Source organism: Niallia oryzisoli (assembly GCF_036670025.1).
GTDB classification, from domain to species: Bacteria; Bacillota; Bacilli; order Bacillales; family Cytobacillaceae; genus Bacillus_BD; species Bacillus_BD oryzisoli.
Genome location: NZ_CP137640.1, coordinates 653391 through 680040, shown reverse-complemented (window position 1 = coordinate 680040; position 26650 = coordinate 653391). Strand labels below are relative to the sequence as shown.

The following is a 26650-nucleotide window of genomic DNA, read 5'->3' as shown; positions in this document are numbered from 1 at the left end:
TCCTTATATCACTTTCGCATCAGATTTTAATAATGAAACCAACTCTTGAACTTGGTTATTTAATTCGCCTGCTAAAACTTTTCCTTGTTGTTTTTTCGGCGGCAGGAAGACGTCTACTTTTACCGTTTTTGCTTCTACATCATCTTCTTCTAAATCTAAATCATCTAACTCGAGGGTGATTAACGGTTTTTTCTTTGCTTTCATAATTCCTGGTAACGATGGATAGCGAGGTTCATTCAACCCTTGTTGAGTCGTTACTAGCACCGGAAGAGATACTTCAAGCGTTTCTTCATCCCCTTCCAAATCATGAATCATGGTCGCTTTCCCATCTTCAATTGTTAGACTTGTAATCGCTGTCACTTGAGGGATGTTTAGTAACTCAGCTACACGCGGCCCTACTTGACCAGATCCCCCATCAACCGCAACGTTACCTGCAAGAATGATATCTGGGTTTTGATTTTTTAAATAAGTTGCTAGAATCGTAGCCGTTGTAAATTGATCGGCATCATCTACTTCATCACTATCAATCAATACCGCTTTATCAGCACCCATGGCTAGAGCAGTGCGAAGTTCTTTTTCTGCGTCCTCATCCCCAAAGGTTACGACAGTTACTTCACCGCCGTGTTTCTCTTTAAGAGCAATTCCCTCCTCAATGGCGTATTCATCATAAGGATTAATAATAAATTCCACACCATCGCTCTTGATGTTACCATTTTCAATGGCAATTCTTTCTTCTGTATCAAAGGTACGCTTCATGATCACGTAAATGTTCATTTGTCTCTCTCCTTTTTCATTTTATTTTTTTATCCATATTGGATTTAAAGTAATGGTAAAAAATATGAGATTGAAAGAAATCTTTCATCTCTTATTTATATACTTGCAAGTTTCGTGCCAACCTTTACCCTTTACTAGTATGGGGTGGAGTTTGATTTTTTTCGCAAAACCGATAATTTCCGCAATATTGCGAATAATTATTGCGAAATAAGTAAAGGTTATACATGAAACTTTGTCCTTCTCCTATTCAAGGGTAGCATTAGAAATGAAAGGAACAATTTTTCTTTATCGAAGGCTCAATCATTTAGTGGAGGAGGAGAGAATCATACACGGTCTGTCATTCTGGTGCTTCATCTGAAAACAGAAACAAGTTGTTTTCCAGCCCGGCTATTTTTTCATGACGACTGCTTCCCCATCTACTACTAACTCCATATGTTGATTCATCACTTGCGTTTTTAACTTAATGATCTTCTTATCATCTCTTTTTTCAATTACCTCAACATTTGCCTGTATCGTATCTCCAATTTTTACAGGTGCTAGAAACTTAAAGTTTTGTGACAAATAGATAGTATTCGGTCCAGGCAGCCTCATTCCAAGTACAGTAGAAATAATGCTGCCTGACAAAATTCCATGAGCAATTCTTTCTTTAAAAGGTGTCTGCTTCGCATACTCTTGATCAAGGTGTACTGGATTAAAGTCACCCGTCAGCCTGGCAAATTGAACAATATCATACTCAGAAATCGTTTTAGTAAAAGAATCCTTATCCCCTATTTGAATATCTTCATACAGGAGCTCTTCTTTTATCACTTTTATTTTCATGATTAGCATCCCCTTTAATTAATTAAGCTCTTTTCTTAAATTTTCGTAGCTTTAGAGAAAAGACTAGAACGAGCTAGATAAGAAAAGAGCTTGCACACTGATTTCAAAAGCACAAAATTAACTTTACGATTTTAAAAACAATGTTCACGAAAACAGCTTATGATTAATGATCAGTATCTGCAGACTTTATAAACAAACAGGTGCTGTTAGCCCTCTCTGTTATCCAAGCATACTGTGCCCGCCGTTTACCGAGATCACTTGACCGGTAATCCAATCAGCATGATTCGATAACAAAAACAAGATCATTCCCGTCACATCATCCACTTTTCCAATCCTTTTTAACGGATATTGCTTTACAATTTTTTCTAATACAGCTTCATTGAAGCTCAATGAACCACTATCGATCAATCCAAGCGCAACAGTATTGCATTGAACATTGCTTTTTCCTACATCCTGTGCTATTGATTTTATGAAGCTAATAGCTCCATTTCTAGCAGCTGCAGAAACGATTAAATTTTTATCTCCTGTTCGTGCTGAATCACCGACGATATTAATAAACTTCCCTTGCTTTTTTTCTAACATGTCAGGCATAAACGTATGCACCAAATTCAAAACTCCGTAAAAACAAGTATCAACTTCTTGTTTCCATTCATCTAGTTCATATTGAAAGAATGTTTTCATTCTAGAGAAACCCGCATTGTTTACAATACAATCAAGACCACCTAGATTCTTGTCTAGCTCTTCTTTCATCTTTTTCACATCGTCTATTTTTGCGATATTACCTTTGACTAGATGCACATTCACACCGTAAGTACAAGTGATTTCCTTAGCTGTAAGAAGCGCTTCTTCTCGAGAGCTAAGATAATGTAAACCAATATTTGCTCCCTCACTGGCACAAGCAAAGGCAATTCCTCGACCAATGCCTTTTGCTGCGCCTGTAATGAAGACATTTTCCCCTTTCAAATTTAGTTCCACCTGTCTTCTCCTCCTGTAATGAAGTGGATACAACCTTCCTCATAAAAAAAGTTAAAATGCTAGAGCACTAACTTAATAAGTTTTCCATTCAACTTGATTGAGCAGCTCTTCACCTTTCAACAGAAATCCATTTCTCCAATTATTTTCCTGAAAACGATGGCTGTCTTTTTTCAAGGAAAGCTTTCGTTCCTTCTACCTTATCTTCAGTTGTATATAGGAAGGCTTGTGCTAAAGATTCAATAAGCAATCCAGTGTCCATATCGACCTCAAAGCCTCGATTCACCACAAGCTTGGCCATTTGAATGGCAAGAGGTCCTTTTGCTACGATTTTTTCAGCCTTTTCGAGAACAGCATCCATCAAGCCCTCTAACGGAACCACATCAGTTACTAAACCAATCGCTTTTGCCTCGCTCGCAGAAATAAATTCTCCTGTTAAAATCATATTCATTGCACGGCCCTTGCCTATGATTCTAGTTAAACGTTGTGTTCCACCTGCTCCAGGGATCACAGATAAATTTAATTCTGGTAATCCAAATTTTGCATTATCGGATGCCATTCGAATATCACAGCTCATGGCTAGTTCACTACCACCGCCAAGGGCAAACCCATTAATGGCTGCAATCGTTGCTTTTTTACTGTTTTCAATCCTGCGGTACACATCACTCATACTTCCCGTTTTAAAGGCCTCCATCGCTTTCCTTGTTGTCAGTTGGTTGATATCCGCTCCGGCTGCAAATGCCTTTTCCCCCACTCCGGTAAATACAATCACACTGATTTCCTGATCATTCTCTAACTCTTCAAAAGCAGCTAAAATTTCTGTAACTGTCTCATTATTCAAGGCATTTCTTACTTCTGGACGATTAATTTTTATAAAACCAATTTTATTTCCCTTTTCAACAATTAGATTTTCATAGTTCATGAACAATTCCTCCTTATCGCTATAGAGCGTTTTATAAGAATAATAGTCTTGTATCCTTAAGTCCCCTTATGTATAAGCTGCACGGCGGCCCTTTTTGATTCATTGAAGTTAGCCACCTGATGCAGCTTGTGAGAAGAGGGACAAATAATTATTTCCCCAACTATTCATCTATTATAAAAATGTCAATTTTCAAAATTATACCATTGCTAATCCGCCATTAACGGAAAGCGTTTGGCCTGTTACATAGTCCGCTTCCTCAGACGCCAAGAATGCAACCCCATTAGCAATATCGCTAGGTTGTGCTAAACGTCTAAATGGAATAGCTTTTTCAAGGGCTGTGGCAATCCCTTCATTATAAGATCCAATTTCTTCGAAAAGAGGGGTGTTACTTGGTCCTGGTGAAATACAATTCACATTGATCTTATGTCTTGCCATCTCACGTGCCATCGTTTTAGTGAAAGCAATGACGCCTCCTTTAGCTGCCGAGTAAACGGCCTCTCCGCTTGAACCCACTCTTCCAGAATCAGAGGCAATATTGATCACCTTACCGAAACCATTTTTGATCATGACAGGTAAAATTTCTTTACAAGTATGAATTTGCCCCATTAAATTAATATCCACAATCAGCTTCCATGTGCTTGGCTCACTTTTCAAAAATGGCTCAACCTTATCCCATCCAGCGTTGTTCACTAATACATCAATTTTTTCAAAATGGGCAAGGGAAGCTCCCACCGCTTCTTGAACACTTTCAAGTTTTGTAACATCGCAATAAACCGCAACTGCCTTTCCACCCTCTTTTTCCACAATGGAAACCGTTTCATTTGCATTATCGATATTGACATCGGTTACAATAATATCCATTCCCCGAGAAGCTAAAGTTCTAGCAATCTCTCTTCCAATTCCACGTCCTGCTCCAGTAATGAAGGCTACTTTTTTTGTCATATTTATTTCACTCCCGTTTCTTATTAGTTAAAATGATTAAATGTTAATACAATATGAATCTATCAATTTATTTTCTGTTCACTTACACGCTGGAGAATCATTTTTCTCAAGTGGAACTTTTGAATTTTTCCACTTGGAGTTCTTGGGAATTCCTCAACAATTTCCAGATACTCTGGCCAATATTGCTTAGCAACCCCTTTTTGTTTAAGGTATTCCTGTAGTACTTGAAAACTAAGAGGCTTCCTCCCAGGTTTCATGCCAATAACGGCACATGCCTTCTCTTGCAGTCTTGGATCAGGTATTGCGATAAGCTGCGCATCCGATATATCCTCATGTTCATACAATACATTTTCAATATAAACGACAGGGATATTTTCACCGCCGCGAATGATAATATCTTTACTTCGCCCCGAAATTCTAATGTAACCGTCTTCATCCATATACGCGCGATCTCCCGTGTCAAACCATCCATCCTTATACTCAGACACGGTCCCCTTGAGATTTTTCAAATAGCCAACAAATATAGCCGGTCCTCTGGTTAGAAGGTCTCCTTCCTGATTCGGCGGACAAACGTCTCCGTTCGAATCAATCACCTTTACTTCCATGCTATCAAGTGCTACACCGTCAGTACCTGTCAGCTTTTCTTCAGGATCGTTAAGCTTTGTTAAAGTAACGAGACCACATTCCGTTGAACCCCAACCAGACAAAATCGCAAATTTCACTTTTTGGGAAGCTTCTTTTACCAACGCCATTGGAATTGGTGCCCCCATAGCGGCAAATACTCTTAATGAATCAATGTTACGACTTTCAAGTCCCTCCAATTGCATCATATCCTGCAGGTATGGAGTTGCCCCGGCTGTAAAAGTAATTCCTTCTTCCTCAATTAACTCAATAAATTCTAACGGATTCCAAATATCTTGATAAACACCTGTTCCTCCGATCGTAGTCGGCAGGCGGACACCATACCCAAATCCAGTTTGGTGAGCAAAGGTCGATGCCATGAACATCACATCGTCAGAAGTTAATTGCAAATGATCAACCCAGTAATTGGTTGAGACGCAAATTGTATTATGCGTATGCATGACCCCTTTTGGATTTCCCGTTGTTCCAGAGGTAAAAATAATTTCAGTTACATCATTTGGATCATGAGTGATTTCATTTAATACGGCCGGATCACAAATTTCTTCCCATGGTTTATCGAACAATGATGCCAGTGGCTTCATATGAGTCGGTACATTTTCGCCAATTACATAGACATGTTCAAGTGACGGCCATTGATGGGACAGCCTATCAATCATGGCTGGATAATCATATCCGCGAAATTCACCGGGAACGACGATCATTTTCGACTCAGCCATTCCCACCATATAACCAATTTCACGATCTCGATAAATTGGAATCAGCGGATTGGTAATGGCACCTATTCTCGTTGCCGCATAGTGAAGAATTATAAATTCATTCCAGTTAGGCAGCTGAATCGAGATGACATCCCCTTTTCCTAAGCCCAGTTCCAACATCCCTAAGGCAACACGGTCGACCATTTTCCCTAGTTCACGATACGTATAGCGACTCTTTTTATCAATAATTGCAACCTTATCCGGAAATTTTGCAATGGCATCATTTAGATAATCAACAATGGTTTTATTTGGCCAAATGGACTGATATTTATCCACATATTCCGAACTCAAAATCGTTTCTAACTTCACGGGCTTCATCTCCTGTTTATTTTCTAAACTTGCTAAAGTCTACCGGTCTTTTATCTAAAAAGGCATTCATTCCCTCTGCAGATTCGTCGGTGTTATAAAACATCGCTAGACTGCCCATTGCAAGTTGAGAAATCCCTTGGATGTGGGCGCTATCAGCATTAAATGAGTATTTAAGCATTTTGATTGCTGTTGGACTTTTAGCAAGAATCTTCGTAGCCCACTCTTCTGCTGCCGCTTGAAGCTGGTCAGCTGGAACAATCTTGTTGACAAGGCCCATTTCCTTGGCTTCTTGAGCGGTATACTGCTCACATAAATACCAAATTTCTCTTGCTTTCTTTTCCCCAACAACTCTAGCCAAATAAGTAGAACCGAAACCAGCATCATAGCTACCAACTTTTGGCCCAGCTTGTCCAAACTTGGCGTTCTCTGAAGCAATCGTCAAATCACATATCACATGTAAAACATGGCCGCCTCCGATCGCATATCCATTGACTGCGGCAATAACAGGTTTGGGAATATTGCGGATCGTTTGGTGTAATGTCTCAATTTCAAGACCAATACCGCCTCCTAATCCACCGTTATAATCGTAGCCTCCCTCATCACCTTTTTGTTTTTGATCTCCACCTGTGCAAAATGCCTTCTCACCAGCACCTGTTAAAATGACAACACCTACTTGGTTATCATCCCAAGCATCACGGAAAGACCAAATTAATTCTTGAATCGTACGTCCTGTAAAGGCATTGTAAGCCTGTGGACGGTTAATCGTAATCTTTGCTATTCCATTTGTTTTTTCATACAATACTTCCGTTAATTCCATTTTTCATTCCCCCATTTTCAATGTTGTGTTTTCATGAAAATTCTTTAACATAGCCTTCATGTATTCAAATGATTCTACAAGTTAAATGCGCCATGGCCTATTTGCGCCCAGATAATAACTGAGCTCACTTAGGTATTCTTTCTTCCCGAAAGTCGAATATCTACACCGAAGGCTTTAACTTTATTCAGCCTGGGTTTTCACCCCCACTGAATTGACAAAACCCTGACATTCATCTCCTAACTTTTGAAGTGGAAGACTTCTCTTGAATGAAATTAAATATTCCAGATATGTTATCCCTCCTTTCACTTTTTAATGTTGCAAGTTCCATGCCAACTTATATCCTTGATAAAACAAGCAACATTATCCAATAACCTCGCAATTATAATAATTTTCGCAATATTAAGAATCATTTACGCAAAAATAGAACTAATGGAATCCTTATTGGTAAGAGTGCATTTGTAAACTACCAATCCTTCATGCATTCAAATGATTCATATTCCAGAAATGTTATCCCTCCTTTCACTTATTAATATTGCAAGTTCTGTGCCAACTTATATCCTTGATAACACAAGCAATAAATCCGATAAATCTCGCAATTATAATAATTTTCGCAAAGCCAAGAATCATTTACGCAAAATGGGGACAAATAGGACCCTTGTTGGCAAGAGTCCATTTGTAAACTTCCAATTATAAACATAAAAAAACACACTACTAAGTAGTGTGTTACCGTTATTTCAAGTTGTACTTGGCTATTTTCCGATACAAGCTTGCAATATGAATTTTTAGTTTTTGGGCAGCTAAAGTTCTATCCCCATTCGATTCTTGTAAAGCTCTTTGAATGGCGTTTATCTCTGCATTTCTCACTTCATCCTCTAAACTTTGCAGTGGTACGGTTTTTCTATTTGGTGAATTCGTAGAAACCTGAGTTGAAAAATAGATATCATTCATCGATAAGGTATCTCCATCTACAATATTCATTCCCCGTTCAATGACCGCTTTTAACTCACGCACATTTCCAGGCCAATCGTAGTTCAACATCCAATCTTGAAGCCTGGCATCGATGTGTTTCACTTCATGATCAAACTTCACATTAAAATAATCGATAAAATAAAAGGCTAAAGGCAGAATGTCGTCTATCCTTTCACGAAGGGAGGGGATTAATAAATCAAAAACAAATAGTCGATAAAATAAATCCTGTCTAAATTTCCCTTCCTCCACTAGTTGTCCTAAGTCACGATTGGTTGCCGCAATAATACGGACATCGATGTGTTTACTAACTGTTCCTCCAACCCGTTCAACCTCTTTTTCCTGCAGGACTCTAAGTAGCTTGCCCTGTGCTTCATAAGGGAGTTCAGAAATTTCATCAAGAAAAAGGGTCCCATTCATGGCTAATTCAACTTTCCCAGGCTTACCTTCCTTTTTTGCTCCACTAAACGCTCCTGGTTCATAACCAAATAGCTCAGATTCAAATAATTCCCCAGGAATAGCAGCACAATTAACGGCAATAAAAGGGTTGTTTTTCCTAGGGCTCATTCCATGAATTGCTTGAGCGAATAATTCCTTACCTGTCCCACTTTCCCCTGTCAGAAGCACGGTTGAATTACTAGTCGCAATTCGAGTAGCTAACTCTTTCGCATTATTCATAGCCTCACTATTGCCAATTATTTCATCAAAGCTGTATTTATTTTGGTGAGGCTTTTTTTTGTTCATTTTTTGTAAATCAATCGCATGCATGAACGATACCATTTCATAATGCTCGATATCACCATCACGTACAATTACTCGATAAATATCCCGATTTCCTTTTTTCGTTACTCGAATAATACAATTAATCTTGGTGATCACACCGAAGAAGACCTTTTTACGCTTTCGGCCATACATTCCATGAATGATATCATGGATTGAACCACCAAGACAATCTTCTTTATTGATTGAAAAATGCTCACAAAAATCTGGACTAACGTCCATTAATACTCCTCTTTCATCAACTTCTAGATATCCCCAATCTTCAACTTGATGAATTGATGTTACCATTTATATCACCTTCCCGGTAACATAAATAACAACTTGTCCCTTAATAACCTCGGTTCCATTTTGATTGAAACATATCACCTTTTGCGTCACCCAATCTCTATCATGATTAATATCAACAATTGTTAATTCAGCGGTTATTTCATCTCCAATATAAACAGGATGATAATAAATCATTTCTTTTTGCAGCAATACACAAGCACATCTCGGAAGTTTATCGGTAATCACTTGAGAGATTAATCCCTCCACCAATAGCCCAGGAATAATAGCACGTGAATCCCTATTATCTAAACCAATGTCATAATGTTGATAGATTGGATTAAAATCTTTTGTTAATTCATTATATTGGTGCAGATCATCTTCTGTAAATATCCGCTGTAAACTGGCTGATTGCCCGGTAAGCAATTCTGAGTTGGTTAGGCTCATCAAGAATCCTCCTATCCCGACATAATTTTCTTAATTTTTAGTATATACTAAAATATTAAAAAACGAAAGAAACCGTTTCCAAATTTATAAACAAATAAATATTAGTATTCTATTAAATGATTAGGTTTTGTTAAACAGGTTGTTGACTTCGGCTCATCCTTGCAAAATAACACGTAGGGACCTGAAAAAATATATTTTCTCATGCCTATAAAGTTTAATGTTCTATCTTTCAAAAAATAACATTTCTCTCAAATATGAGCCAAAAATCAATAGCACACTTTAATAGAGTAATTTAAAAAATGACAAACAAAGATCATACACTAAGGTATGATCTTTTTAGAATGATCTTGTTTTCCTTACTTTTGTAGCGAAACTTCCTCAAATGGCCATGCTGGTAACATTTTTCGAAGTGGTTTATCTTCACGATATCCTAGCGCATATTCACCTTGCATGACCGTATGAATTTCTCTTGTTCCTTCATAAATCACCGGTGCTTTAGAATTTCGAAGGAAACGTTCAACTGGATATTCATCAGAGTAACCGTATGCACCGTGGACTTGGACCGCATTATTAGCTGCCTCAAATGCCGCATTACACGCAATCCATTTCGCTAATGATGTTTCTCTTGTATTCCGTTTTCCTTGATTTTTTAACCAACCAGCCTTATAAACTAGCAATTGGGAAATCTCAAGATCTGCGCTCATTTTAGCAATCATTTGCTGAACAAGCTGGTGTCTACCGATTTCTTTTCCAAATGTTTTTCTCTCATGACAATATTTCACACTCGCTTCAAGGCTGGCTTCAATTAAACCAACAGCCCCTGCTGCAACAGTAAAACGACCATTATCTAAAGCAGCCATGGCAATTTTAAATCCTTCGCCTTCTTCACCGAGTCTATTTTCTACAGGTACCCTTACATCATTAAAAAAGACTTCACCGGTATTGCCTGCACGTATTCCTAATTTTCCTTTGAATCCCCTTGTTGAAATTCCAGGAAATGTACGTTCTACGATGAAAGCAGTAATCCCTTTATGCGCCGCATCGTGATCAGTTTTTGCAAAAATCAGAAAGTTATCCGCGTAATCACATAAAGAAATCCATGTTTTTGAACCGTTAAGAATATATGCATCCCCGTCTCTTCGTGCTGTTGATTTCATTGCAGCTACATCACTTCCCGCATCTGGCTCAGTTAAACCAAACGCACCAATCTTTTCACCCTTAGCCTGTGGTACTAAGTACTTTTGTTTTTGCTCTTCATTGCCCCATTGTAATAGCGTCATACTGTTTAAACCTGTATGAACGGAAACCGCTGTTCGATACGCAGTATCTCCACGCTCTAACTCAGCACAAACAATAGCAAGTGTATTATAATCCATACCGATACCTCCGTATTCCTCTGGGATACAAACACCCATAAGTTGCAATTCCGCTAATCTTTTCATAATAGAAGGTTGAAATTCTCCATTACGATCCCATTCTTGAATGTACGGGATTATTTCTTTGTCCACAAACTTTCTCACCATTTTTTGTACGCTTTGTTGTTCTTCAGTTAATTGAAAATTCATCATTAAAAACTCCTCCTCATTTTTCATATATAATTAAGAATCTATTGATTCAATAACTAACTCAGCTAACGACTACACTTTTCATTTCTTCGATAAACAATGGAACCACTTCGAATAAATCACCAACAATTCCATAATTCGCCACATCAAAAATAGGTGCTTCTGGATCCTTATTAATTGCCACAATGACTTTTGAATTCGACATCCCTGCTAAATGTTGAATGGCCCCTGAAATCCCAACGGCAATATAAAGATCTGGAGTGACAACCTTACCAGTTTGTCCGATTTGTAAAGAATAATCGCAATAACCTGCATCACAAGCACCTCGTGAAGCACCTACTGCAGCACCTAATACACCGGCAAGTTCCTCCAAAAGTTGAAAGTTCTCCGCTGCCTTCACACCACGCCCGCCAGAAACGATAATTTTCGCTTCGGATAGATCAATTCCGCCAGTAGACTTCCGAACAATATCTTTTATGATGGTGCGAAGGTCTTTAATCTCCACACTCATTTCATTGACATCACCGGAACGTGATTCATCTTTTTCTAGCGGAGTAATGTTATTAGGACGGATTGTTGCGAATATGATCCCTTCATTGATTTTGACTTTTTCAAATGCTTTCCCTGAATAAATGGGACTTGTGAAAATGACATTTCCGCCATCATTTTCAATATTGACCACATCAGAAACAAGGCCTGTATTTATTTTGGCCGCAATTCTAGGTGATAAATCTTTTCCTTGTGCTGTATGCCCCATTACAAAACCATCCGGCTCTTCTGCCTCCAGAACTTGTAGTAATGCTTGTTGATAGGCGTCAGTCGTATACGATTTTAAATCCGGATGTTCGGCTTTCACCACACGGTCTGCTCCATAATGGAGCATAGCTGCGCTTTCATCACCGATTGTCTCTCCGAATAATGTTGCAACCACCTCTCCACCGTCTGCAATGATTTTTGCTGCAGCAATGGCTTCAAAGGAAACATTTCTTAAAACACCGTCACGAATTTCACCTAGAACTAATACTTTTCTTCCCATAATAACCCTCCTTATTAAATAACTTTTGCTTCCGTTTTTAATAATGAAACGAGTTGTTGAACTTGAGTATTTAATTCACCCTCTAAAACTTTTCCTTGTTGTTTCTTAGGCGGCAGGAAGATATCAATTTTTTCAATTTTCGCCTTTACCTCTTCTTCCTCCAAATCTAAATCATCTAACTCGAGTATCTCAAATGGTTTCTTCTTTGCTTTCATAATCCCAGGCAAAGAAGGATAACGGGGTTCATTTAAACCTTGCTGAGTGGTAACAAGAACAGGAAGTGATACTTCGATTGTTTCTTCGTCCCCTTCTACATCATGGACGATTAACGCCATTCCATCATCAATCGTAAGATTTGTAATCGCTGTAACCTGCGGTATTCCCAGCATTTCAGCTACACGCGGTCCTACTTGGCCAGAACCGCCATCAACAGCCACATTTCCTGCAAGAATAATATCTGCTCCTTTATCTTTTAAATAGGTTGCTAGGATAGTAGCGGCAGAAAACTGATCGATTTCCTCTAACTCATCGCTATCAATTAATACGGCTTTGTCCGCTCCCATTGCAAGTGCGGTACGAAGCTCCTTCTCTGCTTCCTCTTCCCCAAAGGTAAGGACAGTCACTTCACCACTGTGTTTCTCCTTAAGAGAGATTGCTTCTTCGATGGCATATTCGTCATAAGGATTAATGATGTACTCAACACCATCACTCTTAATGGTACCGTTTTCAACTTGAATCCTTTCTTCTGTATCAAAGGTACGCTTCATAATCACGTAGATGTTCATTTGTGTCTCTCCTTTTTCGTTTATATATATATATCCAATACTTGGATACTAACTCACGTAAAACAATCATCTTGTTTTGTAATTGAAATATTTAACTAAACTTTCCTCCTCTCACTTATTCATATTGCAAGTTTCATGCCAATAGATGTCCTTTATAAACAAAGACCCAAGTATATATATCATCTCGCAAAAGTGATAATTTTTCGCATAATTACTAATCGTTTTTGCAAAAGTCCATGGGTATCCAAAAACGGTAGCATACCACCCATTAACTGTCAGGCGGCTCCCTAATTTATGGCGATTATTTTTAGAAGACTGGAAACTAGCTGCAGAGCGTTTTCAAAAGTCATAATAAAAGTACCTCCAATTGTTAGATAGGACTCACAATTAGAGGTGCGAATAAAATCAAATTATTATTTTTTTACATATTAAATATATGTCTTATAACGAAAAGTAAATAAATCCGGTAAAATTATGTATTTGTCCGTTTCAGATCTGTTCAATTTGTATTTACTGTATATAAGGAACTCTATTTTGTAGTTCTTAATAGGAATAATAAAGAAAGGAGTAAAGAATTGAGCTGCAATGCTAGACCTAAACTATTTATGAAAAAACTAATGTTAAAGAGAGGTGCGGGATGGAAGAAATAGAAACGGAAAATGTAGGACAAGCAAAATACCCAGTTAAGTTCTTACAAACATTGTCAGGCGGAACGGCCCATGTGATTCTTTTTAGTGATGGCAAAAAATATGTAGTGAAATGGAATGGTACTGAAACTAGAAGAGCTAAAGAAGTCATCAATGAGTATGTTGTAAGTAAATTAGGAACATTACTTTCCCTTCCTGTTGTCCCGTTCGAAAGTGTGTATATTCCCGATGAATTCATAGCTAATACCCCTGAATTACATTCCACAAGATATCAATTTAATCCAGGATTACAATCTGCGTGTCCATTTATCGAAAACAGTTTTATCCTTAAAGAATTGAATAATAATCTACCCTCCAAGATGGAAATCAAGAATCCCGATATGATTGCCGCTATGGTGGTATTTGATCACTGGGTGTTTAATTATGATCGGACCTTGAGGAATGTACTAATGGAACGACTTAGCGAAGGAAATTATTATCTCCATATGATTGATCATGGAAAGTGCTTTCCGGGCGGATACACATGGTCACCACAAACGTTGATTAAGAAACGAAATAAAAAGTTGTCGTACAGAGACACCTACCAATGGGCCTTCTCTATTCTTAATCCTGAAGAGTATACAACGTTTATAGATAAAATAGTATCTGTTCCAAATGAATTAATCCTGGAAGTCATTCAATCGATACCCGAAGAGTGGCAAGTAACCTTGGAAGAACGTGAAGCTCTCTATCATTTTCTGGTAGAGCAGAAAGATCAATTACCAAATCTCATCAGCCAATTCATTACCAGGTATGACAGCAATAATACGAAAAAAAAGAAAAGGAAAAAGTCTAAAAAAAAGAAAAACAATTAAACTATTAAATGGCCGTTTAGTTTCCAGGCGTGGAAGCACAGGGACGGTTCCTCTGCTTCCAGTTGGATATACTAAAAAAACTAGAAAATATAGGAGGATAAATAATTTGGCTGATTTTTGTTTTTCATTGTGGCCAGAAGAACCAACACCGGAAAAACTAATCAATTGCAGTGAATGTGGACTTATTAAGCATGGTTCACGAATGGTGTGGGGAGAAGGAAATCCAGAAGCACCCATTCTCGTCTTACTAGATAACCCTGGTGCCCGTGAGGATCGGGAAAACAAGCCCTTTGTCTGCGGGACAAGGCAAACGTTACAGAAAGCTGCCGATCAAGTTGGATTAAAAGCCGATGATTTATATGTAACCTATGTATTAAAGCGAAGACCAACACGGGCCTATGATAAAGAACAAACCAGACATATCTGTATGAATCACCTCAAGCAGCAGCTGGAGTCAAAACAGCCTCAATATATTGTTTGCCTTGGAAACATAGCTGTCCAATCATTCTTTCAAGATCCTGAAACAGACGTTAAATCGTTACGAGGCAAATTTCACAATTTCCAAGGTTACCAAACAACCGCAGCCTACCATCCATTAGCTGTAAGGCGCCGTCCTAACCTATGGCCGCTATTTTTAGAAGATTGGAGACTAGTGGCAGAACATTATTTGAAGCAAAGGCCACTCAATTAAAAGGGATGCAGGGACAGGTTCATTGATCCAGTGACCACCATGAGTTAACACTGTGAACGAAGTCTGAGTCTAGGTGCTGTCCCTGCGAACCAATTTTTTTATGTCTTTAAATTAAACTGGCCGGTGTTCTTCAGGACGAGGTGCCTGTCTCTGCGTACCAGTTCGCTTTTCTTTAATAGAAATCACTCCCGCTAAGCCAATCATGGAAAAGATTACTGGAGTGATGAAACCATAGTAATAACCATCACCAATATTTCCTGAAACAGCCTGGAAGTGATCTAAGACATTACCAAAAATGCTTGGCAGTAATACGGCACTTAAAAATCCACCTGTATTGGCAAACCCAGAAACAATACCTGACTCTTTTATAGGGAAAGACTGACGAACGACGGCAAAGGTTAAGGCACTTGCCCCATAGCCAAAGCCAATAATAAAGAAGAGCATAATGAGCAAGAACAATGGCGGCCCCCCTTTAAAAATAAGAAAGGAAGACCAACTAAATAAAATGGTGATATGAACCACAACATATGGCCGCTTAATGGTTTCTAATCGACTCGATATCCAGCTCGTTACAGGAGCACCCATAAGTGCCCCGATAAGCCCCATCATTATGATGAGGCTGGCATCTGAACGTGTCATTCCATACACATTCATCCCATAGGGTACAGCCCACGAACCGATAAATCCTACATATGCACCGACAATCCCAAAGTGACAAAAAAATAAAGCCCATGCCTGCCGATTTGAAAATATTCGCTTAAGCAGGTTGAACGTTTTCTCACGTTTTGCCTCATCTTTTGCAGCAATCGGCTCGTTTAGTAAAAGCTGCTTTGGCTTTTTTACAAGTACAAAGTATAAGTTAATGCCACATAAACATAATAGGATTCCCGCTGCAAAAAATGCTCCCCTCCATCCAAGTATGTCAATCAAAACGGAAAAAGGAACGGTCGCTAACAGGAAGCCAATACTCCCAGTCATACCTGCCAAACTAATTAACCGAACAAATTCCTTTGCACTAAACCATTGGCCTAAAATTAACACCATATTGACCCAGATGGTCGCATCCCCTATACCCGTAAGGATTCTAGCAAGGAACAGGACAAGTTCATGCGTACTAATACTATAAATGATGGTACCAATACCCGTTAGGATAGAACCGATAATGAGAAAAAAATTGGGCCCATAACGATCAGCCAGCATCCCCATCGGAATTTGCAAACCAGTGTACACAAAAAATTGAATACTTGTCAGCAGCCCAATCGTTGATGCTGAAACTTGAAAGTCCCTCATCACTTGGTCTGTAATCAATCCCGGAGCAGTTCGCTGGTTCGCAATGCATAAATAAGTAACCAAGACAGAAGCAAAAACAACCCATCTAAATCCGCTATTTTGTTTTTCCAATGATTCCTACTCCTGTTTGCTTTTATTTATATGTATATGGTTTTTTTGTAACAGTAGAAATCAATTTTATCTTATAATTAAGACATTAAAGTATCTTCGTCGTTCAGGTAAAAAAATCACTTGTAAAAAGGGGGTCATTATTTGATCGTTTATGCTTTAGTAGGGAAAAGTGGTACTGGAAAAAGTACGAGTGTTTTACAATATTGCCATGAACATAATATCCCTGCCATTATAGATGACGGAATATTCATAATAAACGGAAGCAAAATGGCAGGAACCTCGGCAAAGTATGAAAATAATTATATAAAGGCAGTTAAGCGGGCAACTTTTTTCTATGAGGAGCATCGCAAGGAAGTGATTGATGCAATCCAAATGACTTGCGTTGCTAAAATATTAATTGTAGGAACCTCCGTCAAAATGGTTGACTTAATCGCGAAAAAATTAGAGCTGGGAAAAATTCATAAATATGTAGATATCTCAGAAATCCGAACAAGCAAGGAAATTAATATGGCCCGCCATATGCGTAACACGCAAGGAAAACATGTTATTCCTATTCCATATACACAAGTAGAATCGAATAAATTAAAAAAAATCATCCAAAAAGGCTTATACCTTTTCTCGAAACAAGCAAAATATATTGGCGAAGTAACGGTCATTCAGCCTCGTTTTACAAAAGGAACTATTATCGTGCATGAAAATGTGTATCGTGACATGATCCTATACATTTGTAAGCAATTGAAATATGTTAGAAACGCCAAAATCCTTGACAGTGATTTTAATACCTTTCAAAGTGTTAAGATTGAAATTGAACTGAACTGGTCTCTTGAGAAGAATATTGTTGAACCGTTGGAAGAAATACAACAAAAAGTGAATGAAGCACTTCTAGCTTATTTTGAAATCGAAATGACTGATATTCATATTGAACTAGCAGCCATCAAACTCGTAGGATAAAATAAAGAAAGGGCATCCAATTTTCTGCTATAATATCTGGGCGCCCTTTTTATTTTAAAGGAATAATTTATCTCCTTTTAAAGTTAGGTTTTCTTTTTTCAACGAACGCACTTACTCCTTCTGGAAAATCAAAAGCATCAACACAATTATCAAGACCTGTTTCCCACGGAATGGAAATTGTTGGATTACTAAAGGACAGTGCTTTTTTGACGGCCAGAAGAGATGCTGGTGATTGCTCCATTACCTTTTTTCCTAATTCGATAGCATAATGATTTACATCCGTATCGTCATCTAATAAATAATTAATAAGCCCTAGATCATAGCATTCATACGGTTTTAAAAGTCTGCCTGTATAAACCAGATCCATTGTTCTGCTTTTTCCAATGAGATCAGCAATTCTTCTGGCAAAAGACTGATTTAACGTAATACCCAATCTTCCAACAGGCATACCCATCCTTGTATTTGGGGTTCCAATGCGAATATCACAGGCTAAAGCAAGCTGAAAACCGGCACCCATAGCAGGACCATTGATCACTCCAATCGTTGGTAACGGCAGTCTTTCAAAAGTTGAAATCGCCTCTTCCATGATGCGAAAGGCATCATTCGCTTCCTCAATCGATAAATGATTAAATTGTTTTAAATCTGAGCCAGAGGTAAACAGTTTATTCTTTCCACGTAGAATCACAACTTTATTCTTTGGATTTTGTGTGATGCGCTTACCAACCTCTTTCAAATCATTCCACATTCTATTTGTTAATGCATTCTTCAGCTCTGGACGATTAATTGTAACAATAGCGAACCCGCCGCTTTCCTGCAGCGAAATTTTACCATCCTTTTCTGTTTTTTCAATTGTAACCCTCATTCTGCCCGCTCCCTCCCACAAATATTGTCAATATAATTTTAACAGATGCATTTACAAAATTGTCAAAATATTTGTGAAAATATTTTGACACAAGGGGACAGGCATCGTGACCCAGCCTTATGGCTGAGTCACGGCGCCTGTCCCTGTAAATCTTAAAAAGAGAGTATAGACCGTACATACACCTTTTATTCAGCACTACATATAACATTTGTATAAATATATTCCACTTACCCGGAGGAGCAGAATGAAACGATATATGTGTAAGGGAAAAATTCATAGAGCCACGGTTACTGAAGCAGATTTAAATTATCCTGGCAGCATTACTATTGATAAAGAATTAATGAAGGTAACCAACCTTTTACCCTACGAAATGGTGCAAATTACCAATCTTCGCAATGCAGCCCGCTGGAAAACCTACGCGATTCCTGGAAAGTCACATTCAGGTATCATTTGCTTAAACGGCCCACCCGCCCATTTATTTACCAAGGGGGACATTGTCATCATCTTAAGTACTGGAATATTCGAAGAAGAAGAATTAGCAAACTTAAAAACAGTGGTGGCTTATGTTGATGATCAAAACAAAATTACTAAGATTGTAGAAAATCCATTAATGGAACCATGGGAGAATGAATAAGATGACACCAATACTAGACCCAGACAGGGAGTTTATTAATAAATGGGAAATGTATAAATTATTAACATTACATTCCCTAAAAAATATTGAAATTCCAGAAACCAGATTATTTACGAAGGATTCTTTAGCATCAATGCTTACCGATTATCCCCTTGTTTATATTAAATCCATTGCAACCTGGGGAGGAAAGGATATAAGTACTGTTCATAAGAACGGGAGCTTCTTTGAATGGACTATACAAGGAAAAGAAGCACTTACTTTTAAAAACTTCGAAGAGACTTATAAGCAAATTGATCAATTTTACCATGATAAAATTACAATCATTCAAAGAGGAATTCCAGCAATCCGTTATAACGGGCGTCCATTTGACATTAGATCGCATTTATATAGGGAGATGGATGGTTCATGGATTTATGCTGGCGATTTAATAAGAATTGGAGGAGAAGGGTCTTTAGTTTCCAATATTGGAATTAGTAACGGTTCAGTTAAACCTACAGATGAGTTAATTGCTTTGCTATTTCCAAATCAAAACCATCATTTTACAAAAGATATTTTAAAGAATGTCTCTTTGGAAATTTGTAAGATGCTAGACAAATTCCATTTTTTCACTGAAGTTGGACTCGACTTTGCCCTGGACCAAAATGGAAACTTGTGGATTATTGAAGTAAATACGGATGATTTAAAAGGCTGTCCCGATCTAGAATTATTCTCCTTACTACCCGATCAAAGCGTATATGAAAGAATTATGAACCAAAAAGCTAAAATTTATGATAACTGGATACAATTTATGATTCATTCATTTGATGACTATTTAAAGGAAAAAGCAAAAGAACAAGATTAAGTTGAATTACCAACGTTTTTTGAAATCTTGCATAAACAATAAAACGATGGACGTCAATCCCCTTGTTTCCAAGGGGATTTTAGCATTAACCTGGCAACGTCTAAAAAATAATACTTCTAGATAGTCCTTGGTACTAATTTTCGACAAATCTTTGTATTTTACCCATTACTTTTATACCTAAAATTCAAGAGAATGATTCCTCCAAATCTATCATTTTCCTATGATTTACTATTCTTTTACGTTATAAATAAATTCTCTAAATATTTTAATTCTACACTGTTTGAGTACGAGGAGGATGAAAAATGAAAGAATTTGATAACAAACGTAGAAATTTTTTGAAAAACACAGGTAAAGGGGTTGGGATTGCCCTTGGTGCTACTATTGCAAGTTCAATACCATTTAACTATGCATCTGCAGCCCCAAATGATAATGCTGGCAATTCTAACAAACTACAATATCCATTTACTTTGGGGATCGCTTCAGGAGACCCGCTTCCGGATGGAGTTGTTTTATGGACTAGACTTGCTCCAGATCCATTGAACGGCGGCGGTATGGATAACCATCCAGTGCCAGTACAATGGGAGGTTTCTCTTGATGCTACTTTTAAAAATGTTGTAAAAAGAGGAAATGAGCTTTCCAAACCACAGCTTGGTCACTCTGTCCATGTGGAAGTTGAAGGATTGGATCCATCTACATGGTATTATTATCGTTTTAAAGCACATGATCACATCAGCCCAACAGGAAGAACGAAGACAGCCCCTGCCTATAACAGTACGGTCGATCATCTAAATTTTGCTTTTGTTTCCTGCCAAAACTGGCCAACAGGCCATTTCACAGCCTATCAACACTTGGCAAAGGATGATCTCGATTTGGTTATTCATCTTGGTGATTATATTTATGAAGGAAGCCACAGTTCAAAGGTTCGACCAACGGATTATTCGGCTCCGGAAATCTATACACTTGACGATTATCGTAACCGTTATGCTCTATATAAATTAGATAGTGACCTGCAAGCAGCACACGCTAATTTCCCTTGGATTGTTACATTCGATGATCATGAAGTGGATAATAACTACGCCAATGATATTCCTCAAGATCCGCAAAAGCAGTCGAAAAAAGATTTCATGCAGCGGAGAGCCGTTGCTTATCAAGCCTACTATGAGCATATGCCACTTCGTCGTACTACTTTACCAAATGGAAGCGATATGCAATTGTACCGCCGCTTAGCTTTTGGTAATTTAGTAGAATTTAATGTTCTTGACACTCGTCAATACAGGGATGATCAAGCAAATGGGGATGGATGGAAAGTCCCAACTCCTGAATCCGAGGATCCAACCCGTACCCTTTTAGGTGAGCAGCAGGAACGCTGGCTTCTAGATGGACTAGCTTCATCCCAAGTAAAATGGAAAGTATTAGCTCAACAAGTATTTTTCGCTCACCGTGATGGTGATTTTGATCCTAACGAAGAATATGTAAGTATGGATGCTTGGGATGGATATCCTGCGGCACGTCAACGAATTGTTGACTTTTTAGCGGAAAAGGACATTAAGAATACGGTTGTTCTTACTGGAGACGTACATACCAGCTGGGCAAATGAGGTCAAAGTAGACTTCCATGACGCTAATTCAAAAAATGTTGCGGTAGAGTTTGTGGGAACTTCTATTACTTCCAATGGTGACGGATCTGATGTGAATAACAATACAGCACAATACCTAAAAGAGAATCCGCATATTAAATTTTTCAATAATTATCGTGGATATGTACGCTGTAAACTGACACAAAGTACATGGCAAACAGATTATCAGGTCATTCCTTATGTAACAAGACCAGGTGCTCCAATCAGCACCCGCGCATCCTTTGTTGTAGAAGACGGAAAACCAGTATTAAAGCAATTAACCGCTACACCCCTTTAAAATATAAATCTAGGTTAAAGGGACAGGCACCGCGACCCAGTAGGTATCAATTTTACTGGGTCATGGTTGCCTGCCCCCTTGAATAATTTTGCTGGGACTCGGTTGTTCCAGCGTTCCTTATTTTTCAATTAACTCTAAAAAGGAGCATATTGTTAAGATCCCTTTATCAAAGTTCTCTAAGTGAAAATGTTCATTTGGAGCATGAAGATTTTCACCTGGCAAACCGAATCCCATTAAGACTACGGGAGCATTTAATATTTTGTTGAAATCCGAAACAATCGGAATGGAGCCGCCTTCTCTTTTGTAAACAGGTGATTTCCCATATACCTTTTTATATGCTTCAGCAGCTGTTTGCATCATCGGGCTGTCGATAGGCGTTAAAAATGGATTGCCGGTATCACCAAGAGAAACTTCAACTGTACATCCAATTGGTGCATTCTCCTCCAGATGCTTTTTAACCAATTGCTGAATTTTTTCGGGATGTTGATTATTGACTAAACGGCAGGTTATTTTGACATGTGCCTCATTCGGGATGACAGTCTTTGTTCCTTCACCCTGAAACCCGCCCCATAAGCCGTTTATTTCTAATGTTGGTCGAGAACTAATTCTCTCACGATAAGGATAATCTTTTTCTCCCCCAGTCAAATTCGTTAGTCCTAAAGATTGCTTTAGTTTTTCCTCATCAAAGCCTAATTCTGCCATCTGTTCTTTTTCATAGTCTGTCAGTTCGATTACATTATCATAAAAATGGTCAACATTTACTTTTCCGTTTGCATCATGAAGAGTTGAAAGCAGCTGTACCAATAGGTGGTTTGCATTCTGGACTCCCCCTCCGAACATGCCTGAATGCAAATCAGAATTAGCCGTTTTAAGAGTAATTTCCAGTGCACATAGACCTCTTAACGAACAAGTAATGGCTGGTACTCCTTTTTCCCACATATCTGTATCAGAAATCAAAACCACATCACAGGATAGTTTTTCTTTATTTTCGGATAAAAAGTGTGGAAGATTAGGGCTTCCGATTTCTTCTTCCCCTTCGATGCAAAACTTAATGTTTACAGGTAATGATCCGTCTGATTCCAATAAAGTTTCCACCGCTTTGATGTGGAGGAACATTTGTCCCTTGTCATCTGTTGCCCCCCTAGCAAAAATCTTTTCATCACGGATCGTCGGTTCAAAAGGAGGTGTTTCCCATAAATCAACAGGATCAACCGGTTGTACATCATAGTGGCCATATACTAAAACCGTCGGAGCACCCTCCTTATGAATCAAGTCACCATAAATAATAGGGTGACCTTTTGTCTGAATGATTTCAACATGCTCCATTCCAATAGTTTTTAATTTATTGGAAATCCATGAAGCTGCTTTTTGTACGTCCTCTTTATGCTCAGATAAGGAACTAATGCTTTGAATACGGAGTAATTCTTTTAATTCTTCGATATTTTTATCGTAATTAGTTGATAAAAGCTCGGATAATTGACTCATTTCATCACCTTTTCCAATTTATTTTCTCTCTCTTATTTTAGACAAAATAATGAAGAAAACCTTCATGTTATTAAAAAAGGTAAATGAGGTGTATTCTCCTGAAATAAACATATTAAACACATTCTTATTTCTTTATAACAAATTTGAGTGAGAGACAAGAGGGCAGGCACCTTATCCTAGTGGTTTATAAGTTGGCCTCAACAGAGCCTTACTAAAATGTAATTCAGTTGGAATTAGCAGATAGGTCACGGCGCCTGTGCCTGCGTCCTTATTGGTTGACCGTTTCTTTAAAAATGAAAGAGCATATCCTTTACTATTCAACAAGCTGCAATAGCTTTCTAACAGTATTTGCATTTCTAATCGTTATGCTATCATACAAACGCGAGCCAACAATCTTTGACCATCGTGTTCTTGAAAAAGTTTTGATAGGTGCTGACCAAAAAATAACTCTTCCATAATGATCAACTTTTTCGTACTCTGGTTTTATTGCTCCTACCTCCGCAATTACTTCCTCCGCAGTAGTCGGGGGGATAATAAAAATCGCATTATGCTTTGAATCCTTGTCTTGCCCCCACCAAAATGGTGCATTACTATGCGCATCAAAAAGGTCATTTACGGAAATAATTGCGACAGGAATATTAAGTTGAAACTTATTTGCAATTAATACTTCACATTCTTCTTTAAGCATTTTTTCATCGTTATTATCACTAGAAAAGATTATATTTCCACTATTTATATATGTTACAACATCATCAAATCCATTTTGTTCAAATAACTCCCTTAATTCGGGCATGGATATTTTGTTTTTTCCACCAACATTTATTCCGCGCAGAAAAGCAATATATTTTCCCATGAATCGCACCCCTTCACATTCTTCCTTTTTGCATATTTCAATTTTGACTATGAATCCCATCAAATTCATCCGCCAAGGGCACCTTGTCCCAGCGGTTTATAAGATGATATCTACTGAGCTTCGCTTACTTAATATTCAGGTGGAATTAATTAGTGGCCGTAGTCCCTGTCCTGCATCCCTATAAATCTAGGATATCTAATCTTGGCTTTCCATTCATATTATAACAATTCATGGGGTATAATTACTTTCCACCAGCGATTGCCACCGAAATATGAAAGGACGAGGTTTTATTTCAACCTCGTCCCATTAGCAAATCAATATTGCAGGGTTTCTGAATTCTAGTTTTTCAAAGTCGATGGTTAATTTATTTGCAAGATAAAAATCACTTTCTATGATCCTGTCAAATTCTTGGTCAAGGGGCACCTTAGACCCTTAATGAACCACGGAACCCTCTGGCAGCATAGTAAGAATCCGCCCCGTTGTGGTACACGAAGACGTGCCCGTAGCGAAAATCGCAAAAAATGGCACCGCCGAGTTTTCTAATATCAGAGGGTGTTCGCACCCAGCTCGACGTTTTCTTATCGAAGTTTTCAAGTTCTTGCAACGCACGATATTGTTCTTCCGATAATAGTTCAATGCCCATGGCAGCTGCCATATCCATCACATTATTTTCTGGTTTATTTTTTTTCCTTGACTCCAGTGCTTCACGGTCGTAGCAAACACTTCTGCGACCATTAGGACTCTCTGCAGAACAATCATAAAAAATGTATTCGTCCTTCTGATCATCATGATCCACAACATCCGGTTCACCGCCGGTTATTTCCATTTCATTGAGCGACCACATTTTGTCAGGATTATCTTCCAGCTTTGCTTGGACTTTAGCCCATTCAAGGCCTTTATGGCGGTGCATATTTTTCTCAAAACGATCTTTCAATGCTCCAAGTAATTCTTCACGTTGTTCAAGTGACAACTCTTTTTCATTTCTATTAGTCATATTAGTCTCCCTTTTATTGTTTTTATTCATCATGATTTCCATATATAATCGTTTCATTCAATTGCTGTTTTTCTATTTAACTCCTTATAGCTGCTAGAATTCCTAGAGGAACATATTAAAATTCCGATTCCTAGCATTAAAAGGAAAATTCCTAACCAGGATGTAGTGTTTAAGTGTTCTCCTACTATGAAAACCCCTAATAGCGCTGCTGTTAATGGTTCTGCTAATGATAGTGTCACTGCAGTTGATGAAGAGACATGGGTGAGTCCTTTAGAAAAAAGTAAATATGCAACCCCAGTTGCCATAATTCCAAGTTGAAGACTTACACCCACACCTCGAAGACTTGTTACCCAAGACATATCAAAAACAAATAAAAACGGGGATAAAAAGATGGCACTAAGAGTAAAAACAACTGCTACTACTGATAATGACGAATGGCTTACTACTAACTTTCTACTAATAATAGTATAACTTGCAAAGGATAACCCCGCTCCTAGAGACATGAGGATTCCAATAGGATCTACATATACTGATTCTTTATTACCAAAGAGCATTAGACAACCCAAGATTGATAGGAAAGTAGAATACCACCACACTTTAGATGGACGAATTTTTAAATATAGCCATTCTATGAGACCTGATAAAATTGGCGCACTCCCAATCGCCACCACTGTTCCAATAGAAACCCCTGTAATAGAAACAGCTGAGAAAAATAGTGGCTGATACAACGCCATACTTAAAGAAGCAAAGATTGTTGTCTTGATTGGCCAATTTTTAAAGTTGAATTTTCCTTTTATCAGAACAATTATGACTAAAAATAGTCCTCCTACTGCTAAGCGTGTAGCTCCGATAGCAATCGGGTGTGCTGTTTCTGGTGCAAGCGCCTGAGTTGTACCCGTCGTCCCCCAAAGGATTGCTGCAAGTAATACTAAAAAGGGAGACACTTTCTCCTTCATTTAATCACCTCAATAAAAAAGATAAAAAGAATGATAAACTTAATAATAAAAATCCCTCAAAATTTTCATTGCTAAGTTTATATCCTTTTTATCAGACTTTTAAGATATATTATAATCCTAAACAAAGGTGTTATAAAGAATTTAAGTTTGGATGACACGCACGTCCAGAGAAAGTCGACTTTTTCGCATTGGTCTCTTTATGTAAAAGTTTATGTAGATTTGCTAAATTTCTTGATATTAAGGTTTTATATATTTATACTCCACTTCATCAATAGCCTCATTATATTCAACATATAAATCATGTCCATCAAAAAACCATAAGTCTGACTCTTCTATAAAAAAAGTAATGCCATCTGAAACTGTTTCGACAGCAACATTTCCCGGGTCATTATCTATTGTAAAGGCAAGTGAATATCCCTCTTGAACTGGACTTGTACCATAAATTTTCGTGAAAAATCGAACTTTATTTCCACTTTCTAATCCTACTTCCTCTTTAAACCAATGTAATGCCTTTTCACTAATTACTATTTTCATTAATAATATCTCCCTTTATATATACTACCTGCAACTATAATTTTTCAATTTATAATTGCCTACGCGAGTTACCTGATACACTCGGTAATATTATACTCTATACAGGTACAATTTATGAAACAAGGGGACAGTGTATAATGATAATTAAATCAAACACTATTTTTCAGAGCAAAAAGGCGACCTTAAACAAGACCCTTCTTTTCCATTTTATTGAAGGGTTTAACTGCCATAGGGCTCTT

General features: G+C 38.0%; 25 protein-coding genes. 6 read left to right on the top strand and 19 right to left on the bottom strand.

From position 1 onward, the window contains the following. Positions 1-3: 3 nt before the first annotated feature. The 12 genes from R4Z09_RS03395 to R4Z09_RS03340 form a co-directional block, all read right to left on the bottom strand. Positions 4-774 (bottom strand): electron transfer flavoprotein subunit beta/FixA family protein, encoded by a 771-nt coding sequence (locus R4Z09_RS03395; RefSeq protein WP_338450979.1) that lies wholly within the window; start codon positions 772-774, stop codon positions 4-6. A gap of 387 nt (positions 775-1161) precedes the next feature. Continuing rightward, positions 1162-1593: a MaoC family dehydratase gene (locus R4Z09_RS03390; protein ID WP_338450978.1), complete on the bottom strand. Its 432-nt coding sequence runs from the start codon at positions 1591-1593 to the stop codon at positions 1162-1164. Between the two features lie 219 nt (positions 1594-1812). Continuing rightward, positions 1813-2568 (bottom strand): SDR family NAD(P)-dependent oxidoreductase, encoded by a 756-nt coding sequence (locus tag R4Z09_RS03385; RefSeq protein WP_338450977.1) that lies wholly within the window; start codon positions 2566-2568, stop codon positions 1813-1815. Positions 2569-2707: 139 nt separating this feature from the next. Next, positions 2708-3487, bottom strand: a complete 780-nt coding sequence (locus R4Z09_RS03380) for an enoyl-CoA hydratase/isomerase family protein (RefSeq protein ID WP_338450976.1) — start codon at positions 3485-3487, stop codon at positions 2708-2710. 195 nt (positions 3488-3682) lie between these two features. Next, positions 3683-4429, bottom strand: a complete 747-nt coding sequence (locus tag R4Z09_RS03375; RefSeq protein ID WP_338450975.1) for a 3-oxoacyl-ACP reductase family protein — start codon at positions 4427-4429, stop codon at positions 3683-3685. 62 nt (positions 4430-4491) lie between these two features. Next, positions 4492-6135, bottom strand: a complete 1644-nt coding sequence (locus R4Z09_RS03370) for an AMP-binding protein (RefSeq protein ID WP_338450974.1) — start codon at positions 6133-6135, stop codon at positions 4492-4494. Positions 6136-6151: 16 nt separating this feature from the next. Further along, positions 6152-6952, bottom strand: coding sequence for a 1,4-dihydroxy-2-naphthoyl-CoA synthase (gene menB / locus R4Z09_RS03365; RefSeq protein WP_338450973.1), 801 nt, complete (start codon positions 6950-6952; stop codon positions 6152-6154). A 729-nt stretch (positions 6953-7681) separates the two neighbouring features. Continuing rightward, a complete protein-coding gene (locus R4Z09_RS03360; RefSeq protein ID WP_338450972.1) occupies positions 7682-8986 on the bottom strand; it encodes a sigma-54 interaction domain-containing protein in 1305 nt (434 codons plus the stop codon). Continuing rightward, a complete protein-coding gene (locus R4Z09_RS03355; RefSeq protein WP_338450971.1) occupies positions 8987-9409 on the bottom strand; it encodes a MaoC/PaaZ C-terminal domain-containing protein in 423 nt (140 codons plus the stop codon). A gap of 356 nt (positions 9410-9765) precedes the next feature. Next, positions 9766-10974 (bottom strand): acyl-CoA dehydrogenase family protein, encoded by a 1209-nt coding sequence (locus R4Z09_RS03350; protein WP_338453192.1) that lies wholly within the window; start codon positions 10972-10974, stop codon positions 9766-9768. A gap of 61 nt (positions 10975-11035) precedes the next feature. Beyond that, on the bottom strand, positions 11036-12010 hold the full coding sequence (locus R4Z09_RS03345) for an electron transfer flavoprotein subunit alpha/FixB family protein (RefSeq protein ID WP_338450970.1): 975 nt from the start codon (positions 12008-12010) through the stop codon (positions 11036-11038). Between the two features lie 14 nt (positions 12011-12024). Then, a complete protein-coding gene (locus tag R4Z09_RS03340) occupies positions 12025-12795 on the bottom strand; it encodes an electron transfer flavoprotein subunit beta/FixA family protein (protein WP_338450969.1) in 771 nt (256 codons plus the stop codon). Positions 12796-13432: 637 nt separating this feature from the next. Between R4Z09_RS03340 and R4Z09_RS03335 the strand changes: the two genes are divergently transcribed. Both R4Z09_RS03335 and R4Z09_RS03330 read left to right on the top strand, forming a co-directional pair. After that, a complete protein-coding gene (locus tag R4Z09_RS03335) occupies positions 13433-14296 on the top strand; it encodes a HipA family kinase (protein ID WP_338450968.1) in 864 nt (287 codons plus the stop codon). A gap of 106 nt (positions 14297-14402) precedes the next feature. After that, on the top strand, positions 14403-14987 hold the full coding sequence (locus R4Z09_RS03330; protein WP_338450967.1) for a uracil-DNA glycosylase: 585 nt from the start codon (positions 14403-14405) through the stop codon (positions 14985-14987). Between the two features lie 111 nt (positions 14988-15098). Here R4Z09_RS03330 and R4Z09_RS03325 read toward each other — a convergent pair whose 3' ends face one another. Beyond that, positions 15099-16388, bottom strand: a complete 1290-nt coding sequence (locus R4Z09_RS03325) for an MFS transporter (RefSeq protein WP_338450966.1) — start codon at positions 16386-16388, stop codon at positions 15099-15101. Positions 16389-16529: 141 nt separating this feature from the next. On the opposite strand from R4Z09_RS03325, the gene R4Z09_RS03320 reads away from it, so the two are divergent. Beyond that, positions 16530-17339: a hypothetical protein gene (locus R4Z09_RS03320; protein WP_338450965.1), complete on the top strand. Its 810-nt coding sequence runs from the start codon at positions 16530-16532 to the stop codon at positions 17337-17339. A 67-nt stretch (positions 17340-17406) separates the two neighbouring features. Here R4Z09_RS03320 and R4Z09_RS03315 read toward each other — a convergent pair whose 3' ends face one another. Further along, complete coding sequence (locus R4Z09_RS03315; protein ID WP_338450964.1) at positions 17407-18201, bottom strand: enoyl-CoA hydratase/isomerase family protein; 795 nt, start codon at positions 18199-18201, stop codon at positions 17407-17409. A 244-nt stretch (positions 18202-18445) separates the two neighbouring features. Here R4Z09_RS03315 and panD point away from each other — a divergent pair, with 244 nt between their 5' ends. From panD to R4Z09_RS03300, 3 genes are all read left to right on the top strand, one after another. Next, complete coding sequence (panD, locus tag R4Z09_RS03310; protein ID WP_338450963.1) at positions 18446-18835, top strand: aspartate 1-decarboxylase; 390 nt, start codon at positions 18446-18448, stop codon at positions 18833-18835. After that, entirely contained in the window at positions 18828-19676 is an 849-nt protein-coding gene (locus tag R4Z09_RS03305; RefSeq protein ID WP_338450962.1) for a YheC/YheD family protein, read from the top strand. The genes panD and R4Z09_RS03305 overlap by 8 nt, the downstream gene beginning before the upstream one ends. Before the next feature lie 302 nt (positions 19677-19978). After that, on the top strand, positions 19979-21589 hold the full coding sequence (locus tag R4Z09_RS03300; RefSeq protein ID WP_338450961.1) for an alkaline phosphatase D family protein: 1611 nt from the start codon (positions 19979-19981) through the stop codon (positions 21587-21589). A 117-nt stretch (positions 21590-21706) separates the two neighbouring features. Here the strand turns inward: R4Z09_RS03300 and R4Z09_RS03295 are convergent, their stop codons facing one another. From R4Z09_RS03295 to R4Z09_RS03275, 5 genes are all read right to left on the bottom strand, one after another. Next, a complete protein-coding gene (locus R4Z09_RS03295) occupies positions 21707-23074 on the bottom strand; it encodes a dipeptidase (RefSeq protein ID WP_338450960.1) in 1368 nt (455 codons plus the stop codon). A 313-nt stretch (positions 23075-23387) separates the two neighbouring features. Beyond that, positions 23388-23927, bottom strand: coding sequence for a DUF1697 domain-containing protein (locus tag R4Z09_RS03290; RefSeq protein ID WP_338450959.1), 540 nt, complete (start codon positions 23925-23927; stop codon positions 23388-23390). Positions 23928-24351: 424 nt separating this feature from the next. Beyond that, a complete protein-coding gene (locus R4Z09_RS03285; protein WP_338450958.1) occupies positions 24352-24921 on the bottom strand; it encodes a DUF4256 domain-containing protein in 570 nt (189 codons plus the stop codon). 53 nt (positions 24922-24974) lie between these two features. Continuing rightward, on the bottom strand, positions 24975-25877 hold the full coding sequence (locus R4Z09_RS03280; protein ID WP_338450957.1) for an EamA family transporter: 903 nt from the start codon (positions 25875-25877) through the stop codon (positions 24975-24977). A gap of 237 nt (positions 25878-26114) precedes the next feature. Continuing rightward, complete coding sequence (locus tag R4Z09_RS03275; protein ID WP_338450956.1) at positions 26115-26411, bottom strand: HesB/YadR/YfhF family protein; 297 nt, start codon at positions 26409-26411, stop codon at positions 26115-26117. Positions 26412-26650: the final 239 nt, after the last annotated feature.

Excerpts from the sequence above, each read along its gene's own strand:
- R4Z09_RS03395 (WP_338450979.1), bottom strand. The coding sequence starts at position 774 with ATGAACATTTACGTGATCATGAAGCGTACCTTTGATACAGAAGAAAGA.
- R4Z09_RS03390 (WP_338450978.1), bottom strand. The coding sequence starts at position 1,593 with ATGAAAATAAAAGTGATAAAAGAAGAGCTCCTGTATGAAGATATTCAA.
- R4Z09_RS03380 (WP_338450976.1), bottom strand. The coding sequence starts at position 3,487 with ATGAACTATGAAAATCTAATTGTTGAAAAGGGAAATAAAATTGGTTTT.
- R4Z09_RS03375 (WP_338450975.1), bottom strand. The coding sequence starts at position 4,429 with ATGACAAAAAAAGTAGCCTTCATTACTGGAGCAGGACGTGGAATTGGA.
- menB (WP_338450973.1), bottom strand. The coding sequence starts at position 6,952 with ATGGAATTAACGGAAGTATTGTATGAAAAAACAAATGGAATAGCAAAG.
- R4Z09_RS03360 (WP_338450972.1), bottom strand. The coding sequence starts at position 8,986 with ATGGTAACATCAATTCATCAAGTTGAAGATTGGGGATATCTAGAAGTT.
- R4Z09_RS03355 (WP_338450971.1), bottom strand. The coding sequence starts at position 9,409 with ATGAGCCTAACCAACTCAGAATTGCTTACCGGGCAATCAGCCAGTTTA.
- R4Z09_RS03350 (WP_338453192.1), bottom strand. The coding sequence starts at position 10,974 with ATGAATTTTCAATTAACTGAAGAACAACAAAGCGTACAAAAAATGGTG.
- R4Z09_RS03345 (WP_338450970.1), bottom strand. The coding sequence starts at position 12,010 with ATGGGAAGAAAAGTATTAGTTCTAGGTGAAATTCGTGACGGTGTTTTA.
- R4Z09_RS03340 (WP_338450969.1), bottom strand. The coding sequence starts at position 12,795 with ATGAACATCTACGTGATTATGAAGCGTACCTTTGATACAGAAGAAAGG.
- R4Z09_RS03335 (WP_338450968.1), top strand. The coding sequence starts at position 13,433 with ATGGAAGAAATAGAAACGGAAAATGTAGGACAAGCAAAATACCCAGTT.
- R4Z09_RS03315 (WP_338450964.1), bottom strand. The coding sequence starts at position 18,201 with ATGAGGGTTACAATTGAAAAAACAGAAAAGGATGGTAAAATTTCGCTG.
- panD (WP_338450963.1), top strand. The coding sequence starts at position 18,446 with ATGAAACGATATATGTGTAAGGGAAAAATTCATAGAGCCACGGTTACT.
- R4Z09_RS03305 (WP_338450962.1), top strand. The coding sequence starts at position 18,828 with ATGAATAAGATGACACCAATACTAGACCCAGACAGGGAGTTTATTAAT.
- R4Z09_RS03300 (WP_338450961.1), top strand. The coding sequence starts at position 19,979 with ATGAAAGAATTTGATAACAAACGTAGAAATTTTTTGAAAAACACAGGT.
- R4Z09_RS03295 (WP_338450960.1), bottom strand. The coding sequence starts at position 23,074 with ATGAGTCAATTATCCGAGCTTTTATCAACTAATTACGATAAAAATATC.
- R4Z09_RS03290 (WP_338450959.1), bottom strand. The coding sequence starts at position 23,927 with ATGGGAAAATATATTGCTTTTCTGCGCGGAATAAATGTTGGTGGAAAA.
- R4Z09_RS03285 (WP_338450958.1), bottom strand. The coding sequence starts at position 24,921 with ATGACTAATAGAAATGAAAAAGAGTTGTCACTTGAACAACGTGAAGAA.
- R4Z09_RS03280 (WP_338450957.1), bottom strand. The coding sequence starts at position 25,877 with ATGAAGGAGAAAGTGTCTCCCTTTTTAGTATTACTTGCAGCAATCCTT.
- R4Z09_RS03275 (WP_338450956.1), bottom strand. The coding sequence starts at position 26,411 with ATGAAAATAGTAATTAGTGAAAAGGCATTACATTGGTTTAAAGAGGAA.